Annotated in this window: 16 protein-coding genes, 1 tRNA gene and 1 pseudogene; 8 read left to right on the top strand and 10 right to left on the bottom strand. The window is 52.0% G+C overall.

Features of this window, described 5'->3' with window-relative positions:
• The first annotated feature begins 59 nt into the window (after window positions 1-59).
• The 4 genes from QOX26_RS10405 (at window position 60) to QOX26_RS10390 (ending at window position 3,344) form a co-directional block, all read left to right on the top strand.
• Window positions 60-1,475, top strand: coding sequence for a spore germination protein (locus tag QOX26_RS10405; protein ID WP_283674914.1), 1,416 nt, complete (start codon window positions 60-62; stop codon window positions 1,473-1,475).
• A complete protein-coding gene (locus QOX26_RS10400; protein ID WP_283674913.1) occupies window positions 1,472-2,098 on the top strand; it encodes a Ger(x)C family spore germination protein in 627 nt (208 codons plus the stop codon). Before QOX26_RS10405 ends, QOX26_RS10400 begins: the two co-directional genes overlap by 4 nt.
• Window positions 2,091-2,918, top strand: coding sequence for a hypothetical protein (locus QOX26_RS10395; RefSeq protein ID WP_283674912.1), 828 nt, complete (start codon window positions 2,091-2,093; stop codon window positions 2,916-2,918). The genes QOX26_RS10400 and QOX26_RS10395 overlap by 8 nt, the downstream gene beginning before the upstream one ends.
• Before the next feature lie 90 nt (window positions 2,919-3,008).
• Complete coding sequence (locus QOX26_RS10390) at window positions 3,009-3,344, top strand: arsenate reductase family protein (protein ID WP_283674911.1); 336 nt, start codon at window positions 3,009-3,011, stop codon at window positions 3,342-3,344.
• Between the two features lie 122 nt (window positions 3,345-3,466).
• On the opposite strand, the gene QOX26_RS10385 is transcribed toward QOX26_RS10390, so the two are convergent.
• The 6 genes and pseudogenes from QOX26_RS10385 to QOX26_RS10360 all read right to left on the bottom strand — a co-directional run bounded on the left by QOX26_RS10385 (window position 3,467) and on the right by QOX26_RS10360 (window position 7,852).
• Window positions 3,467-3,543 (bottom strand) — tRNA-Pro (locus QOX26_RS10385).
• A gap of 214 nt (window positions 3,544-3,757) precedes the next feature.
• The gene (locus QOX26_RS10380) at window positions 3,758-4,582 is read right to left on the bottom strand and encodes a purine-nucleoside phosphorylase (protein ID WP_283674910.1); all 825 of its coding nucleotides are present in this window, start codon (window positions 4,580-4,582) and stop codon (window positions 3,758-3,760) included.
• An 8-nt stretch (window positions 4,583-4,590) separates the two neighbouring features.
• Window positions 4,591-5,877 carry an amidohydrolase gene (locus QOX26_RS10375; protein WP_283674909.1) on the bottom strand — a complete coding sequence of 429 codons (1,287 nt, stop codon included), beginning with the start codon at window positions 5,875-5,877 and terminating at the stop codon, window positions 4,591-4,593.
• 78 nt (window positions 5,878-5,955) lie between these two features.
• Window positions 5,956-6,249: pseudogene (locus tag QOX26_RS10370) on the bottom strand (sigma-70 family RNA polymerase sigma factor); the annotation flags it as partial.
• Between the two features lie 121 nt (window positions 6,250-6,370).
• A complete protein-coding gene (locus QOX26_RS10365) occupies window positions 6,371-7,288 on the bottom strand; it encodes a DMT family transporter (RefSeq protein ID WP_283674908.1) in 918 nt (305 codons plus the stop codon).
• A gap of 69 nt (window positions 7,289-7,357) precedes the next feature.
• Window positions 7,358-7,852 (bottom strand): peptidoglycan recognition protein family protein, encoded by a 495-nt coding sequence (locus QOX26_RS10360; protein ID WP_283674907.1) that lies wholly within the window; start codon window positions 7,850-7,852, stop codon window positions 7,358-7,360.
• Between the two features lie 132 nt (window positions 7,853-7,984).
• Between QOX26_RS10360 and cysK the strand changes: the two genes are divergently transcribed.
• Window positions 7,985-8,911 (top strand): cysteine synthase A, encoded by a 927-nt coding sequence (cysK, locus tag QOX26_RS10355; RefSeq protein WP_283674906.1) that lies wholly within the window; start codon window positions 7,985-7,987, stop codon window positions 8,909-8,911.
• 72 nt (window positions 8,912-8,983) lie between these two features.
• On the opposite strand, the gene QOX26_RS10350 is transcribed toward cysK, so the two are convergent.
• Both QOX26_RS10350 and QOX26_RS10345 read right to left on the bottom strand, forming a co-directional pair.
• Window positions 8,984-11,191: a DNA gyrase/topoisomerase IV subunit A gene (locus tag QOX26_RS10350; protein ID WP_283674905.1), complete on the bottom strand. Its 2,208-nt coding sequence runs from the start codon at window positions 11,189-11,191 to the stop codon at window positions 8,984-8,986.
• Between the two features lie 15 nt (window positions 11,192-11,206).
• Window positions 11,207-13,201, bottom strand: a complete 1,995-nt coding sequence (locus QOX26_RS10345) for a DNA gyrase/topoisomerase IV subunit B (protein ID WP_283674904.1) — start codon at window positions 13,199-13,201, stop codon at window positions 11,207-11,209.
• Window positions 13,202-13,362: 161 nt separating this feature from the next.
• On the opposite strand from QOX26_RS10345, the gene QOX26_RS10340 reads away from it, so the two are divergent.
• The 3 genes from QOX26_RS10340 (at window position 13,363) to QOX26_RS10330 (ending at window position 16,307) form a co-directional block, all read left to right on the top strand.
• Window positions 13,363-14,760, top strand: coding sequence for a spore germination protein (locus tag QOX26_RS10340; RefSeq protein WP_283674903.1), 1,398 nt, complete (start codon window positions 13,363-13,365; stop codon window positions 14,758-14,760).
• 102 nt (window positions 14,761-14,862) lie between these two features.
• On the top strand, window positions 14,863-15,213 hold the full coding sequence (locus QOX26_RS10335) for an Hpt domain-containing protein (RefSeq protein ID WP_283674902.1): 351 nt from the start codon (window positions 14,863-14,865) through the stop codon (window positions 15,211-15,213).
• Window positions 15,210-16,307 carry an HD-GYP domain-containing protein gene (locus QOX26_RS10330; RefSeq protein ID WP_283674901.1) on the top strand — a complete coding sequence of 366 codons (1,098 nt, stop codon included), beginning with the start codon at window positions 15,210-15,212 and terminating at the stop codon, window positions 16,305-16,307. Before QOX26_RS10335 ends, QOX26_RS10330 begins: the two co-directional genes overlap by 4 nt.
• 322 nt (window positions 16,308-16,629) lie before the next feature.
• Here the strand turns inward: QOX26_RS10330 and glgA are convergent, their stop codons facing one another.
• Together glgA and rpsU are read right to left on the bottom strand one after the other, a co-directional pair.
• On the bottom strand, window positions 16,630-18,072 hold the full coding sequence (gene glgA / locus QOX26_RS10325) for a glycogen synthase GlgA (RefSeq protein WP_283674900.1): 1,443 nt from the start codon (window positions 18,070-18,072) through the stop codon (window positions 16,630-16,632).
• A 241-nt stretch (window positions 18,073-18,313) separates the two neighbouring features.
• On the bottom strand, window positions 18,314-18,496 hold the full coding sequence (gene rpsU, locus QOX26_RS10320; protein ID WP_283674899.1) for a 30S ribosomal protein S21: 183 nt from the start codon (window positions 18,494-18,496) through the stop codon (window positions 18,314-18,316).
• Window positions 18,497-18,572: the final 76 nt, after the last annotated feature.

Below are 18,572 nucleotides of genomic sequence, written 5' to 3'. Positions count from 1 at the left end.
TGTGCAAAATACTCCTGATAAGGGGTGAATGCATGGAGGAAATTGTTTTTACAACTAATTTGGAACAAAATATCCGCTTGATGCAGGAGATTTTTCAAGGGGATAACACATTGGTCGTCCGTCGGGCGCAAAGTCCGCACGGACTGACCTGTGCCGCCTTCTTTTTCGACGGCATGGTCAACGGCATCGCAATCAATCAAAGCATCGTTCGGCCAATTGTCTCCTCCACGTTCCGTCGTGCAACCGCCGAGGAACTGGCACAGACCATTTTGCAAATCAACGACAGTCGCGTGGAAACCGATAACAACAAACTGTTTGCGTCGTTCCTCTATGGCGATACCGTCATCTTCACCGAAGGCGAAAGCCGTCCTGTTGTTGTCAACACCAAAGGCTTTGCGCTGCGATCTGCAAGTGAGCCCGAAAATGAACGTGTACTGTCCGGTCCGCGTGAAGGGTTTACCGAATGCTTCATGCCAAACCTCGCGCTAATTCGCCGCAGGCTCAATGACAAGCGACTGAAATTCACTTTTTTACGCATCGGCACACGCACCAACACCGTTGTATGCCTGTGCTATTTGGATGGGGTCTGCGAGCATAAGCTGATTGGCGAAATCAAAAAGCGATTATCTCAAATCGACCCTGACAGCATTTTAGACTCCAACTATCTGTCTGAACGCATTCGCGACCACCGCTGGTCCCCTTTTCCGACCATGGGCACGACCGAGCGCCCCGATGTTGTCGCTGCCCGTCTTGTGGAAGGCCGATGCGCCATCATTGTGGACGGCAGTCCGGTGGTGTTGACCGCACCATATCTGCTGCAGGAATGCTTTCAGTCCAATGACGACTATTATGTGAACTTTTTACAGGCCAATCTATCACGTATTCTGCGGCTCACAGGCTTTGTGTTTTCCGTCTGCGTGCCCGCTGTCTATGTCGCACTGATGCTGTACCATCGGGAGCTTGTGCCCGCCCGGCTGCTGTTTGCGGTCTCGGCCGCACAGCGCGGTGTGCCATTGCCATCCGGCTGGGAGACACTGCTTATGCTGTTCGTGCTAGAAGCGCTCAAGGAGGCCGGCGCGCGAACACCGGGCGCTATGGGGCAAACGATGAGCATCGTCGGCGGTTTGGTACTCGGGCAAGCTGCCGTCTCGGCACGATTTGCTGCCGCACCCACCGTCATTGTCGTCGCGATCGCCGGTGTCACCGGTCTGATGGTGCCCAAGCTGCAGACCGCGGCTCTTTACTTGCGGTTTGGACTGCTTGCTGCCGCGGCAGCCTACGGCTTATACGGTGTCGGCATTGCGATGGCGCTCGTGCTTGCATGGCTGTGCAATATGCACTCCTTCTCCATTCCCTATTTGCTCAATCTCGTGCCGCGTGTTGGCATTGAACACGAGGACGCCTATCTGCGTGCGCCGTGGTTCTTTATGAGGCACGATCGTTTTCCCGTGAAAAAGGAGGACAGGCATCATTGAAAAGACTTTTATTCGCGCTTAGCCTGCTGCTGCTTTGTGGCTGCGCACGCGAGGTATCCCCGGTATCCGGATTGGCTCTCGACCGAATCGGCGACCAATACCGCATGACTGCCGAAATCGTTCGGCAGGACAGCTTGGACGCCGCCGCTGCACCTGCCTACCTTTCTGCAACGGGGCGCGATCTTCCCGAACTGCTGCGCGGTATCGAACGCGTGCTTGGCAACGAACTCTATTTAGATCACGCACAGGTGCTACTGATTGATGAAGAAGTTGCCTCAGACGGCATTCTGGAACTGGCTGATTATCTGTGTCAGCACGAGGATATGCGGCTCTCCCTGCGCATTGCGGTCGTGCGAGGGGGCGATGCTGCCGCCCTGATGCAGCAGGATGACGAAGTGTTCGCCCTGTCCGACTTGCTCGATCTGGCTGCGGAGCAGCACACCCTGCCCGACATGCCGCTGTATCGAGTGACAGAGGTGCTGCACGCCGACGGCACCGCGATTCTCCCCGCACTTAAAATTGATGAGTTTAAGCAAATAGCCCCGGCCGGCGTAGCGGTCTTTGCAAATGAAAAACTGTCCTGCTATCTGGACGGCGATATGGAGGACGGTCTGGATGCGTGAAAAAATGTTTCCCCGATGGGGTGCAGCGCTGTTCGCCCTGCTGCCGCTGTCTGAAATTCTGTATTGCCCGGTCGATCAGCAGACCGGATATGCCGCGATTTTAGCCTCCCTGATTACAGCACTTATTTGCAGCGGTGCGGCACTTCTGCCACCCACCGTACGCAAGCTAAACTTTATGAGTTGGTTGCTTGCTATTTGCGCACTTTGGCCGCTGATACAATCACTTTCCCGCATGACTGCCTTTGTGCGTCAAACCGTTTTTCCCGAGCGCTCTCTTTGGGGCCTTGTCTTCGCACTGACGCTGTCTGCCATACTGATTGCGCGCATTGGCCTCATTCGATGCGCTATGTGGTCGCTGCCGGTGTTTGTAACAGCAGGACTCCTCATTGCACTGTCTGGCGCACTCACGATATCTGACCTGCATATTTCCTATCTGCAGGCGCCGATGTGGTCACTCGGTGTGCAGTGCGGACGGTTTTTACGTGTCATCTTGCCGTGCGCTCTTGTCATCTCCTTATCACTGCCTGAGCAGATGCCGGGCGCAGCTGCTCGGGGTATGGCGATTGGCGGCGCGCTGCTCTCGCTCATCAGCCTGCGCACAGCGCTGCTGCTCGGATCTCACACAGCAGCACTGCTCGCTTATCCTAATTTTGTCGCAGCCGGACTGGCTTCTGTCGGAGATTTTGCTCGTCACGGCGAAGTATTTTTCGCACTTCCCCTTCTGCTATGCGACTTGGGACGTGCTGCCGCACTCGGCTGCGTAGTGCTTCAGCCGGTTCGCAAAATCGCTTCTAAAAAAGCGGTAAAACGCCACGCATAGAAAAAAGGACGGCTTCGGCCGTCCTTTTTTCTGTTACTTGTGAACCGTCCCGGCATCTGATATAATAGATAAAAAAAGGAGATTGCCGCCATGAATATACAGATTTTTGGAAAAACCAAGTGCTTTGATACCAAAAAAGCGCAGCGATGGTTCAAAGAACGCAATATAAAGTTTCAAATGATTGACCTGTCGCAAAAAGGCATGAGCAAAGGCGAACTGGACAGCGTGCTTCACGCTGTCGGCGGTCTGGACGCACTGATTGACGACAAGTCTAAGGGATATGCCTCACTGGCCTATTTGGCATACGAAAATGACAAATATGAAAAGGTTTTGGAAGACCCTCTGCTGATGAAAACACCTGTTGTCCGCAACGGACGTCAAGCCACGGTTGGATACCACCCCGAAACATGGGAGCGTTGGGAGTAACGCGCAGTGTAGGATGCTGCAGCTGTTAATGTAACCTTGCGCCGACTGTTAAAAATCAAATCAACAAATAGAGAAAAGAATACCCCAAACCGATTCAAATCAGTTTGGGGTATTCTTAATTGTGGTCGAGGTGACAGGATTTGAACCTGCGGCCTCTTCGTCCCGAACGAAGCGCTCTACCAAGCTGAGCCACACCTCGATTGTTTTCTGTTCATTAATCAATCACAGCTTATTTAGTATATCGCGTTTACGAAAAATTGTCAACACTTTCTTCACATAGATTTTTAAAAAATTATCACATTGTAATTTTCCATAAATAGGGCGTGCGTATGCTTTATCTTCAGCCACGACAAAGCACTCGCACGCTCCTAAAAAATCTATCCCTAAGTTTTCTCTTGTCTCTATCCGCCTGTTTACAATGCCGCCAGAAGCGCACGAATCAGCTTACGCAGTTCGTCACCCTTTTGCTCTGCAATGGCGTTTACTTCCGCACCCGACAGCGGCTGCATCAGCACACCAGCAGCCATGTTCGTAATCATTGCAATGGCAGCTGTTGGCAAGCCGCAATGCGCGGCTGCAATGGTTTCAAACACTGTTGACATACCAACTGCGTCCGCACCTAATGCGCGAAATGCACGAATCTCGGCCGGTGTTTCAAACTGCGGTCCATTGACCCCAATATAGACACCGCGCCGCAGCCTTATTCCGCACGACTCGGCTACACGGACTGCGGTTTCCCGCATGTCGGTCGAATAGGCAAACGTCATATCCGGAAAGCGCACGCCGCAGCTGCTGTCATTTGCTCCGGTCAGCGGGCTTTTTCCCGTCATGTTGATGTGATCCTCAATCAACATAAAATCTCCAACCTTGAATTCGGTATTGATACCGCCCGATGCATTGGTCAACAGCAATTTGGCAACACCCAATTCCTTCATCGTGTAAATCGGGAACGCAATTTCCGCGGGACTATGCCCCTCATAGCCGTGCAGACGTCCCTGCATGCACAGCACACGCTTGCCTGCAAGCATGCCGCAGACAAACCGTCCGGCATGGTCAGGCGCAGTTGAAGTCTTAAAATGCGGCACTTCCCCATATGGTACATAAACAGGCTGTTCGATTTCATCAGCCAGCGGACCGATACCCGAGCCAAGAACAAGGGAAATTTCCGGAATGAACGGCAAACGTTCCCGCATATATGCGGCGGCTTCTCTGATTTGATTGATCTGTGTCATTTTCATGTCCTCAATTATAGTGCGGATAAAATCTGCCCCGTATGGCGCTTGGCTTCGAACTTGACCTGCTCGATATCAATGGTCTGGAACGCACCGTCCCGATAAAGCACGCGCCCATCCACCATTGTCAGTTTGACATCGCTCCCCTGCGCAGCGTACACCACATTGCAGGCGGCATCATGCATCGGTGTGAATTGCGGTGTGTCTGTGTCAACGATGCACAAATCTGCGCGATTGCCTACCTTGAGTGCACCGCAGTTGGCACGTCCCTGGCTCTTTGCGCCGGCAGAGGTTGCCGCAGCAAGCGCCTGCGCCGGTGTAATGAGCGTTGAATCGTGATAGTAACCCTTATACGCCAGTGCAAACAGATAGACATCCTGTAAGATGTTTAAATTGTTATTCGAAGCGGCACCGTCTGTTCCCAGGGCGACGTTAATACCCTGACGCAGCATTTCCGGCACATTCGCGTACCCCGATGCCAGCTTAAGATTGCTCGCCGGGCAGCAGGCAACCGTTACGCCGTGTTTTTTCAGAATCGAAAAATCGTTTTCTTCCAGCCAGACGCAATGCGCCGCTGTCGTCGACACATCGAACACGCCGCAGGACTCCATGTAGGCTGCCGGCGTCATACCATGCCGCTGTTTGCATTCCTCATGTTCGCTCTTCGTTTCCGAGAGGTGAATATGCATCTGCACGCCCGCTGATTTCGCGTGCGCGGCAACCGCCTTGACCACCTTGGGGCTTGAGGTGTATTCTCCGTGGATGCAAAGGTCAATCGACAATCTGCCATCCGCTTTTTTATGATAGTCGCGCAGCAGCTCCACATTATCTCGATACGCCGCAAGCTGCTCATACGCACTATCATCAAACACGGTCAAACCGCGACTGAGATTACATTTGATACCGCTTTCCACGACTGCCTTGGCCATAGCCTGACACTCAAAATACATATCGGTAAAGGACACTGTTCCGCACTGCACCATCTCTGCAATTGCAAGCTGTGTCGCCCAATAGACATTTTCAGCATTCAGGTGCGCTTCAAACGGAAATACGCGCTCATTGAGCCAACGCTGCAGCGGCAGGTTTTCTGCATAGCCACGCAGCAGTGTCATCGGCGCGTGGCTGTGCACATTGAAAAATCCGGGCATCATCAATCTGTGACGGCCGTCATACCGCTCGCCATAGTCCTCCGCCGGCGCAATGCCGCCAATGTAGGCAATCTGTCCATCCCGCACGCCAACGTAGCGGTTTCGATGCAAACAAAACTGTTCATCCAACAGGTCAATATTACAAAAAAGCATGTCAAATCTCCTTAATGGTACAACAATAGGGTTAAAATGTACGATTTTATGAAAACTACGGAGGGCGTTTCCCTAAAGTATGTTCATCGGCACGGCATAGGTGGAAAAACGCACGCCAAGATCGACATTAAAATTGTCGATTGCCTTCATCAGGCCAATGCAGCCGACCTGAAACAAATCGTCCGGCGATTCGCCGCGGCCATGAAAGCGCTGAATCACCGAGAGCACCAAACGAAGATTGCCCTGAATCAGCTCATCTCTTGCGGTCTTGTCGCCATCCTTGACGCGGTGCAGCAATGCGTCGGTCTGTTTGGCATTGAGCACGGTCAAACCGGCCGTGTTCACACCACAGATTTCCACCTTGGTTTGCATGGAAAAACCTCCTGTCTATCTCAAAGAAGTATCAGCTTACTACGAGAATTTTCCCCGTGGACCATACTGAATATACTGCCAAAATTTTTTGACAGGCAACATTTTTCGACGTGTTTCTTCGTTACGATGTGCTTCGGTCGTCAATTGCTTCACGCACTGTTTTCCCTTCGGATGTGGGTTTCGCGCCCAGTACGACGATTGCGCCGAGCACCAGTAAGATGCCGCAGAGCTTGTGCAGCGACATGCTCTCCCCCAAAAGCGCAACGCCCAGCACCGTTGCAACAACCGGTTCAATCGTCGAGAGAATGGACGCTTGTCCGGCCGGAATTTTAGCCAGTCCCCCCGTATAGAGCAGGTACGCCATCACCGTGCAGACCAGCGCACAACCGATTGCATGAAACCAAACGGTCCCGCTGTGCAAAAAGCCGACTAGCTCCCCCGGGTGTGCCAACGGAAGCGTTGCCAGAGCTGCAAAAACCGCGGTATATGCCGTGATGGTTTCCGGCCGATAGTGTCGCAGCGCATATTTACCGAAAACGCTGTACAACGCATATCCGAAGCCCGAACCCAATCCCCAAAGCAATGCTGCCGGAGACATCGTCAGTCCCCCTGCAAATGCGCCTGCGACAAATGCACAGCCGGTAACCGTCATACCCAGCGCAATCAAACCGCGCACCGTCAATCGCTCCCCGAACAGCACCGCACTCATGATGAGCACAAAGGCCGGCGCGGTGTAAAGCAGCAGCGCCGCTACCGCCACACCTGCACTTTGGATGCAGGTGATGTAGCAAAAATTAAAAAACGCAACGCTGCATATGCCCGTGCCCACAAAATACAGCAAATGCACCGGTCGTTTGATGCGCAGCAGCGAGTGATCACGCAGCAGCAGATAGATGACATACCCGACCGCCGCAAGTGAAAAACGCATGGTAATTGTCTGCATGCTGGATAGGCCGCTTTGCGACAAACCATTATAAAAAATCGGTATCACACCCCAGCATACCGCTGCGGCAACAATCATAAAATAGGACTTTTTCATATTCTTTGCATCCCCCAGATACTCTTTTATTCTACCCCACGCCTGCTGGAAATGCAAGACAAAAGCCGTCTACCGCAAGCGCGCTTTAAATACATCCCATGCAGCCGCACGCTCTACAAAGGGCGCAGGACAGGTTTTGTGTGTCACATCATAGTGCCGCACCACGCGTTCCGGCGGTATGGCGTAGCGCACCATCAGCGCACGCGTAAGCGCAAGTGCACGGGCGATGCCCTCTTCCGCAAAATTGCGCCGTCCGTTCCGTAAGCGGCTGCACAGCGCGATGCCAAGGCTGTTCTCGTTGCGGCAATAGGGATGATAGTACACACCGCGCGTACCGCAATGCCATGCTATATCCTCATCCGAAATCATCTGCCAAATCTGTTCCTCATCCACTGCATAATGTACTGAAGACGGCATACTTGCTTGCGCCATATGGTTTGCGTATTGCGCAGCGGTGTCTTCTCCGCTTGGCAGTGCGTGCAAGACCAGATATTGAATGTCCGCCTTGCCGTGCGATGCCTCACCATAGTTGCCGCGCTTTGCCTGCTGATAGTAAATCTGCATGATGCTATCTCCCCTCTCGTCAGAAGACAGAATGCTTTGGTAAATTGACCGGGTTTGGTCATTTTCACCTATCCTTATGCAGATAACTGTGCTATAATGTTTGACAGATACGTTTGAGAGGAAGATTTTTCAATGGTGTACAGCAATATTCTGGAAGCCGTCGGTCATACGCCGATGGTACGCCTGAATCGAATGGTACCTGCAAACTGTGCGCAGATTCTGGTCAAGTTTGAGGGACTGAATGTCGGCGGCTCAATCAAGACGCGCACCGCACTGAATATGATTGAGGATGCAGAGCGAAAAGGACTCATCGGCCCTGATACGATTATCGTCGAGCCGACCAGCGGCAATCAGGGCATCGGTCTTGCGCTGTGCGGCGCGGTCAAAGGTTATAAAACCATCATCATCATGCCCGACTCCGTCTCGGAGGAACGTCGCAAATTGGTTTCGCATTACGGCGCGGAGGTTGTGTTGATTCACGATGCCGGCAACATCGGCGACTGCATCGACGAATGCCTGCACACCGCAATGGAAATGGCCGAGAAGAATCCGAACGTTTATGTACCCCAGCAGTTTGAAAATCCCGCAAATCCCGCAGTGCACCGCCACCATACCGCCGCCGAAATACTTGAGCAGGTTGGCGCGCCGATTGACGGCTACTGCTCTGGGTTCGGTACCGGCGGTACAATCAGCGGCATCGGCGAGGTGCTCAAGGCGCAAAATCCCCAGCTGGAAATCTGGGCTGTTGAGCCGGAGCATGCGGCAATCCTTTCCGGTGGTTCCATTGGAACACATCTGCAAATGGGCATTGGCGACGGTGTGATTCCAAGAAACCTGAACACCGATATATACGATCAACTTTACATTGTTACCGATGATGAAGCCATTGAAACTGCAAAGGATCTTGCCCGCCGGGAAGGTCTGATGTGCGGTATTTCAAGCGGCACCAACGTTGCGGCAGCCATCGCGCTTGCCAAAAAGCTCGGCCCCGGCAAGACGGTCGTCACCGTGCTCCCGGATACGGCGGAGCGGTATTTTTCCACCCCGCTGTTTGGCTGATGTTTCGCTATAAATGAATAACAAAAATCCCCGACGGCATCTGTGATGCCAGTCGGGGATTTCTTATTGTATTTACAGTGTCAGCTGCTTATCCGGCAAATCCTCGTCGGTCAGCAGTGCGCCGATGGACGGTATGGCACGACAGCGATACCTGCCGTTATCCGCCAGTCGGGCGTCCTCCATGCGAACCGCGCGCGTGATGGTATGCTTGCCGCGCAGCACCATGGTCTGCACGCCCTGCGTCGAGCGGCTGGCCTTGATATCCAGCATGCCGGCACGGAACGTCAGCGCACGATTTGCGGTAGAGAACATCGTCAGTTCGGTATTCTCGTCAACCGGATAGAAGAATGCAACCGCGGGCGATTTATCCGAATACGCACCCGTCAAGCGGCGGCGATTGGTCTTGGTCTCAAAGCTCTCAATCGAATAATGCGCCGCCTTGCCGTTTTGGAATACGACGACCAGCGTCCCCTTGTAATCCCCGGGCAAGAAGGCAAACACCGGAACCTCCCCCTCGTCCATTCCCAGCTTGGATGCCAGATAATCGCCGAGCGACGACGCCTTACAGTCCTCAAAGTCGTACAGACGTGCCTTATATGCCTGCTGCAGATTGGTCAGAAAGATAATCTCAGTTTTGTTGGTTGTCTCCGTTTCCCAGACAATCTCATCGCCCTCTTTCAGCTTATGGTCACTGCCCATACGGAAAGACTGGGGGGTAATCTTCTTAAAATAACCCTCTCGCGTCAGGAAAATGAGCACCGGATTATCCTCAATATGCTCGGTTTCGTCGAACACAGGCACCTCATCAGCGGTGACGATTGTGGTACGGCGAGCCGCCGGATATTTTTTAATAATCTGCTCTAATTCCTTGACGATGATGCCACGGATTTTGGTGCGGCTGCCCAGAATCTCTTCGAGCCTTTTGATTTCTTCCTCCAAAGCCGCCGTTTCCTGCGTGCGCTTGAGGATGTACTCCTTGTTGATGTTGCGCAGACGGATGTCCGCGATGAATTCAGCCTGAATCTGATCAATGCCAAAGCCGATCATCAGATTCGGGATAACCTCCGCATCCTCTTCCGTATCGCGGATAATCTGAATCGCGCGGTCAATATCGAGCAGGATTTTCTGCAGGCCGTGCAGCAAATGCAGCTTGTCCCGCTTCTTATCCAGATCGAAAGAAACCCGGCGGCGAACGCATTCGCTGCGCCAGCTTGTCCACTCGTCAATCAGCTCACGCACGCCCAATACGCGCGGCAAACCGCCAATCAGCACGTTGAAGTTGCAGGAAAAGCTGTCCATCAGCGGCGTCATCTTCATCAGCTTGGTCATCAGCTTATCCGGATCGGTGCCGCGCTTGAGGTCAATTGCAATTTTAAGGCCCGACAGGTCGGTCTCGTCTCGAATGTCGGAAATCTCCCGCACCTTACCGGACTTGACCAGTTCGGCCACCTTGTCGATAATCGCCTCAATCGTAGTTGTGTAGGGAATCTCGGTAACTTCGATCAGATTTTCCCTTTTCTGATACTCCCACTTGGAGCGCACCTTGAATGACCCACGGCCGGATTCATAAATCGCACGCATTTCGGCTTCGTCATAAATCAGCTCGCCGCCGGTTGTAAAATCCGGTGCGGGCAACGTAGACAGAATGTCATGGTCGGCATCCTTGATGCACGCAATTGTTGTGCGGCAAACCTCTTCCAAGTTAAAACCGCAGAAATTGGACGCCATACCGACCGCAATACCCGTATTGGCCGACACAAGAATATTCGGGAAGGTCGTCGGCAGCAAGGTCGGCTCCTTCATCGAGCCATCGTAGTTGTCGGTAAAATCCACCGCATCGCAGTCGATATCGCGGAACAGCTCGGTACAAACCGCATCTAGCTTGGCCTCGGTGTATCGTGACGCGGCATACGCCATATCACGTGAATATACCTTGCCGAAGTTGCCCTTCGAATCCACGAAGGGCACGAGCAGCGCTTCATTGCCGCGCGTCAGGCGCACCATGGTTTCATAAATCGCACCGTCACCGTGAGGGTTGAGCTTCATCGTCTCACCCACGATGTTGGCGGATTTGGTGCGGTTGCCGTTCAGCAAACCCTTCTTGTACATCGTGTACAGCAGCTTGCGATGGGAGGGCTTAAATCCGTCAATCTCCGGAATGGCACGCGATACAATGACGCTCATTGCGTAAGGCATGTAATTCTCGCGCAGCGTATCCGTAATGCGCTGGTCGGTTGACGGATGCTCCTTATATACTTTTTTATCTGGTTTTTTTGCCATTATATCCACCTTAAATTAGCTAATATCGGCCAGATCAAGATATTCATGGCCATTTTCCGCAATATACTCCTTGCGGCCTGCGAGATTATCGCCCAGCAGCAGGTCAAACATATCGCTCGTCGCCTGCGCCTCTTCGGGGCAGACACGAATTAAGCGGCGGCTTTCGGGGTTCATCGTTGTCTCCCACATCATGTCCGCCTCATTTTCACCAAGACCCTTTGAGCGCTGAATCAGCAGCTTTTTTCCCTCAAACTTTTTGAGAATTGCCGCCTTTTCTACTTCGTCAAACGCGAAATAGCTCTTCCCTCTGTATTCGATTTCGTACAGCGGCGACTCCGCGATGTAGACGAAACCCTTTTCAATCAGTGTCGGCGTGAGCCGGTAAAGCATCGTCAGAATCAGGGTGCGAATCTGGAAGCCGTCCACGTCGGCATCGGTGCAGATAACGACCTTGTGCCAGCGCAGCGCGTCCAAATCAAAGGCAGACAAATCCTTCGAGGCCTTGTTGCGCACCTCAACGCCGCAGCCCAGCACCTTGAGCAAGTCGGTGATGATGTCGTTTTTGAAAATCTTATCATAATCCGCCTTGAGACAGTTTAAAATTTTACCGCGCACAGGCATAATGGCCTGGAATTCACTGTCCCGTCCCTGCTTGACTGAGCCAAGTGCCGAATCACCCTCCACGATGTACAGTTCGCGGCGCGTCACATCCTTGGTGCGGCAGTCAACAAATTTCTGCACACGGTTTGCAACGTCGATATTGCCGGACAGCTTCTTTTTAATGTTAAGCCGCGCCTTTTCCGCCTGCTCACGCGAACGCTTGTTGATGAGTATCTGCTCGGCGATTCTATCTGCCTCAGCCTTATTCTCCAAAAAGTAAATCTCCAGCCCCTGCTTGAGAAACTCGGTCATCGCTTCCTGAATGAATTTATTGGTGATGGCCTTTTTGGTCTGATTCTCATACGAGGTCTGGGTTGAGAAGCAGTTGGTCACCAGCACAAGGCTGTCCCAAATATCCTGAAAGGAAATTTTGCTCTCAGATTTGGTGTACTTTCCAATCTGTTTGATATACGCGTCAATCGCCGAAACGAAGGCCGATCGGACTGCCTTATCAGGCGCGCCGCCATGCTCCAGCCATGAAGAGTTGTGATAGTACTCAATCTGCGACACCGTGTTGGAAAAGCAGAATGCACACGATAGCTTGACCTTGTATTCCGGCTTATCTGCCCGGTCGCGGCCGCGGCGTTCCCCCTCCAAAAACTGTACCGAGGTCAGCGGTGCGTCACCCGAAAGCTCGGTCACGTAATCCACAATGCCGTTGTCGTAACAAAATTCGGTTGTCTCAAACTTGCTGCCCTGCTGATCCCGCAGCACAAAGCGCAGCTTATTATTCACCACCGCCTGCCGCTTGAGCGTATCAAGATAGTACGCCGCGGGGATGCGAATATCGGTAAAGACTTCCAAATCAGGTTTCCAACGAATTTTAGTACCGGTTTTCTTGGTATTGGTTTCTTTTTTTACAAACCCTTCCCGATTTCCGGTTTTGTTTTCACCTTTTTCAAAATGCAGCGCATATTCACAGCCGTCACGCAGCACCGTTACATCCATGTATTCGGATGAATACTGTGTGGCACAGGTACCCAGACCGTTCAAGCCCAGCGAAAACTCATAGTTTTCACCCGAATCGTTCTGGTATTTGCCACCGGCGTACAACTCGCAGAACACCAATTCCCAGTTATAGCGGTTTTCGTTCGCATTCCATTCCACCGGGATGCCGCGTCCGTGGTCCTCAACCTCAATCGAGCCATCCTCGTACCGCGTGACCTGAATTTCATTGCCGTAACCCTCACGCGCTTCGTCGATTGAGTTGGACAGAATCTCAAAAACGGCGTGCTCGCAGCCCTCAAGCCCGTCCGAGCCAAAGATAACGCCCGGACGCTTTCGGACGCGGTCAGCGCCCTTGAGCGAGGATATACTCTCATTGCCGTAGCTTTGTTTTGCTTTACTCATGGTTCTTATGCACTCCCGTACCCTTAAATCCTCCGGAAACGGAGGTCATAACTGAATTATTATACATGATTTCCCGGCTTTCGTCAAATTTAGATGCAGCTAAATAGTTTGGCAGTTCTCCGCGCAAACTATTGTTAAAAACCAGAAAGGATCGAATGCCGATGACTGATTATGATGCACGCCTGCAGGCCCTGCGACAGAAGCTCGCACCCAGCAAAAGTTTCGACCTGCTAGAGCGTCCGGTGCTCATCGCTGACAAGCGAGCGATGTTCGTGCTGATTGACGGATTTGTCAAGGATGAGCTGTTTGAGAAGATTATGGAGTTTTTCTACTCCATCAAAACCGATGACCCTGCGATGAAAAGCGCCAAAGCCTTTTTAGACCGCGCCGTACCATATTGCGAAGCCGACTCAGAAACCGATTTGGACAAGGTTGTAACCGCTGTGCTTTCCGGTCAGACTGCGCTTTTGATTGAAGGCTTTGACGCCTATGTGCTGCTCGACATTCGCACCTATCCGCAACGAGACACGGCAGAGCCAGAAAAAGACAAGGTGTTTCGCGGCTCGCACGACGGTTTTGTAGAAACCATGGTGCTCAACTGTGCACTGATTCGCCGCCGAATCCGTTCGCCGCATTTGCGCATGGAGTCCTTCACCGTGGGCACTGCCAGCAAAACCGATTTGGTGCTGTGCTATATGGAGGACAGAGTCGACAACGCGTTGCTCACCAAACTGCGCAATCAGGTTACCAATGCCAACGTAGACGCGCTGACGATGAACAGCGAGAGCCTTGCAGAGCTGCTGCTGCCGCACAAATGGTATAACCCCTTTCCCCGTTTCAAATACACCGAGCGCCCGGACGCTGCTGCCGCGCAGGTGCTTGAGGGGGACATTGTGCTGCTCGTGGACAACTCCCCTGCTGCAATGACGCTCCCAACCTCTCTTTTCGATGTAATGGAGGAAGCCAACGACTACTATTTTCCTCCGATGATTGGCACGTATCTGCGCCTTGTCCGCATGTTGGTGCTGATTTTCATGCTACTTGTTACACCGGTCTGGCTGCTGCTGAACCAAAATCCGCAGTGGCTGCCACCCGCACTGACCTTCCTTCTGCCCGCTGACGCGCCCACTGTCCCGATTTTCTGGCAGCTGCTGATTCTGGAAATCGGCATCGACGGCCTCAAGCTTGCCACGCTTAATACTCCTTCGATGCTGACGACCTCGCTGTCTGTTATCGCCGGTATTGTGGTTGGTGATTTTGCGGTTAAATCAGGTTGGTTCTCTGCCGAATCTATGCTCTATATGGCCTTTGTCGCACTGGGTGGTTTCAATCAGCCGTCCTTTGATTTGGGTTATGCAATGAAGTTCATGCGCATCGGTTTGCTTATTCTAACGGCAACCCTAAACGTATGGGGATTCGCACTTGGTCTGCTCGTCATTTTCATCATTTTGCTCACCAGCAAAACCTTCTCCGGGCAAAGTTACCTGTATCCGCTGATTCCCTTTAACGGCAAATTGCTCTGCAAAAAAATATTCCGTCCCGGTGTCCGGAATCAATAGCGTACCATTCGTGTATTCGATCAAATTCTCCATTGTTTTTTTGTTTTCGACATGGTAAGATAAATACCATGTCGTAGATAAATATGCAAGGAGGAAAGCGCGTTGAATTTGAACGAAGCCATGCAGCGGCTTTCAATTAGCGAAGATCAGGTTAGACTTATTTTTTCTAACAACTTGGGTCTTTACGAGCGATTTCTACTAAAATTCCCGCAGGATACAAGCTACAATGCCCTTTGCATCGGAATGGAACGCAACAACCGATTCGAGATTGAAAACGCTGCGCACACGCTGAAAGGCGTGTCCGGCAACCTGGGTCTCGACCGCCTTTATCGTGCATGCGACGCATTGGTATGCACCGTGCGCGCCGGCGGTCAGGATTTCTCCGCTATTTATTCCGAGTTGACCCACGCCTATCGGGATGCGGTCACTGTCATCAGCGAGTTAAATGCATGATGACTGAATTGCACACAGAACAAAGGAAAAAGCTCCTCATCGTTGACGATGTGGAGCTTAATCGTGCTGTTTTAGCGGAAGCATTTCATGAGGAATACGAGATTCTCGAAGCCGAAAACGGCCAAATTGCGCTGGACTGCATTTTCGCTGAGGCCAATACACTTGCCGCCGTGCTGCTCGATGTGCTGATGCCGGTGCTCGATGGCATCGCCGTACTCGAATGGATGGCATCCAAAAACCTGCTCGACCGTATTCCCGTGTTCACCCTGACCTCAGAAACTCTGGGCGAGACGATTGACAAGGCCTATGAACTCGGCGTGGTCGATGTGATTCCGAAACCCTTTAATCCGGTCTTCATCCGTCGGCGGCTGAGCAACATTCTCGAGCTGTACCGCCACCGTCGCGATTTACAGCTTATGGTGCAGCACCAAACGGCCAAAATCAAAGAGCAGGCAGACGCGCTGCGCTACAACAGCTTCACCATTATCGAGACACTGTCCACCGCAATTGAATTTCGCAACAGCGAATCCGGTGAACACATCAAGCGGATTCGTGATTTGACCGCGATGCTTCTGCGCGTGCTCGCCGAAATGCACCCACGGTTTGAGTTGACCCACGAACGCATTCAGCTTATCTCCGAAGCCGCCGTCATGCATGACGTAGGAAAAATATCTATTCCCGATCAGATTCTGGGAAAGCCGGGGCGACTAGATCCCGAAGAGTTTGAAATTATCAAAACGCATACGCTCCGGGGCTGTGAAATACTGGACAGTGTTGAGCAGCTGCGCCGCAGTGAGATTTATCAATACGCTTATGACATCTGCCGACATCATCACGAGCGGTATGATGGACACGGCTATCCGGACGGACTGATTGGGGATGAAATCAGTATCTGGGCGCAGGTGGTGTCCCTTGCCGATGTGTATGACGCACTGGTCAGTGAGCGCGTCTATAAAAAAGCTTACTCGCATGACGCGGCCGTGCATATGATATGCAGCGGTGAATGCGGTGTGTTCAATCCCCATTTACTTCAGGTTTTGACAAGCTGTGCGATTGATATACAAAACCAACTGTATGCTGACTCTCCTCTATAATACGCGAAACACGCGACCGGATCAAACTCCGTCGCGTGTTTTTATTTCAAAAAGGCGGCTTCTGCCTGCCTGAATTTTTGGACTGCCCGGGAGCCTGTGCGGTATTCCGTCCCACAGGGCCGAACAGATTTTTTATCTGAGAGGGTTCCGTTTGTTGAACGCATCTCATTTGATCTGTTATTATCATACCCGATGGTTGTGGCTAAAGTTTGTAGAATTTGTTAATAAACTCAAAATAAAAGGCTGCCATTTTTCGCTTTTTTATATTTTCCGACAAAAGGAGAGGCGTCCCGCCCGGATGCCTCTCCTTTTTCTGTTTGATTTAGCGCAGCGAGTCGTAGAGCCGCTCGTACTCTCGCGCCGAGTTGTTCCACGAAAAATCCGCCTGCATCGCACGGCGCACCATCTCATCCCACGCCGGACGGTTATCATAATACACCTTCTGCGCATAGTTGATGACATTCAACATATCATCCGCATTGTAGCAGGCAAACGAAAAGCCTGTACCGGTATTTTCGATTTCGTTAAACGGCTGCACCGTGTCACACAAACCGCCTGTTTCACGCACGATAGGCAGCGCGCCATACCGCATGGCAATCAACTGTGTCAACCCACAGGGTTCAAAGCGGGACGGCATCAGGATGGCGTCCGCTGCCGCATAAAGCTGATGCGCCCGTGCTTCGTCGAACATAATGCACGCCGATACCTGACCATGGTGCTCCCACTCGCAGCGGCGCAGCAGGTTCTCATATCCCGCATCGCCTGTGCCGATAACCACCAGCTGCACTGCCGAACCGAGCAGGCGCTCCAAGACATAGGTCAGCAAATCCAACCCCTTCTGATCGGTCAATCGCGTTATCATGCCAATCAACATCACATTTGGGTCATGCCCTAAATCCAGCTCCTGCTGCAGCGCGGCTTTGCAGGCTGCCTTGCCTTGTTTGAAGCTTGTAACGCCGTAATGTTCCGGCAGCTTGCTGTCACGCTCCGGGTCATATGCGCGATAATCGATTCCGTTGACAATACCCGAAAGCGAATCCGCCTTGGCACGAAGCAGTCCATCCAGACCCTCTCCGTAGTATTGAAGCTTAATCTCTTCCGCATATGTGCGCGACACCGTAGTGATGCGGTCGGCAAACACCAATCCGCCCTTGAGCATATTGGCATCCTTTTTAAATTCCAATCTGTCCGGCGTAAACACCCAGTCTGGCAGGCCGGTATACATTTTGATTGTCGGAATATCCCATACGCCCTGAAAACGCAGATTATGTATCGTCATAACGGTTCGGATGTTTTGAAAAAACGGGTTGGGTTTAAAGAGCGTGTGCAGGAATACAGGCACCAGACCCGCCTGCCAATCATGGCAGTGGATGACATCCGGATGAAAGCCGATAACCGGCAGAATCGCCAGTGCAGCCTTGGAAAAGTAGCAGAACTTTTCAATGTCCCAGTGTAAATCGCCATAGGGCTTGGGATCGCTGAAATAGTGCTCATTATCAATAAAATAATATTTGATGCCCTCGTGCTCATATTCCATTACGCCGACATATACGCTACCCAATTCGCCCAGATCCATATTGAAGTGCATCAGATAATGAAACTTCTCCCGCAGAGAGGGTTTGATGCAGCGGTAATTCGGCAACACAACACGCACATCGTATTGATTGCGATTGAGTGCGCCGGGCAGTGCGCCGACAACATCCGCCAGTCCGCCTGTTTTGATGAACGGCACACATTCGGATGCAACAAATAGAATATTCTTCATAAGAACTTCCTCCATTTTTGCCAATGTGGTTTGTATGACTTCCGCGCATACGCGCCTGTTTTACTTCTTTAGTATAGCGCATTTGCTGCGCAAGAAAAAGTCACAAAAGAGGATTCTTTGAAATTTAACAAATATTTGGATTCCTGTTTGGGCAGTTTCTCTGGGCACTGCTTTTGCAAATCGGCATTGAGTAAAAATAAAAAACGGCGAAGCCAAATGACTTCACCGTTTAAAATCGTTCTTATTTGAACTTTTTCTTCTTGGCGCGAGCAGCCTCAGACTTCTTGCGGCGCTTTACGCTCGGGCTTTCATAATGCTCACGCTTGCGGAGCTCGGAAAGCGTACCCGCCTTGGCGCACGAACGCTTAAAGCGGCGCAGCGCACTGTCAATAGACTCATTTTCCTTGATGCGGACCTCCGACACAATTTTCCCTCCCTCCGCGCGTTCTCCCTCTGGGAGACGCTTTACGCGATTTCACGCGTTTTACGCGCACAAAACC

The sequence above is a fragment of the Butyricicoccus sp. Marseille-Q5471 genome (assembly GCF_951230135.1).
GTDB lineage: Bacteria > Bacillota > Clostridia > Oscillospirales > Butyricicoccaceae > Agathobaculum.
This window is presented reverse-complemented; position numbering and strand designations above follow the sequence as displayed.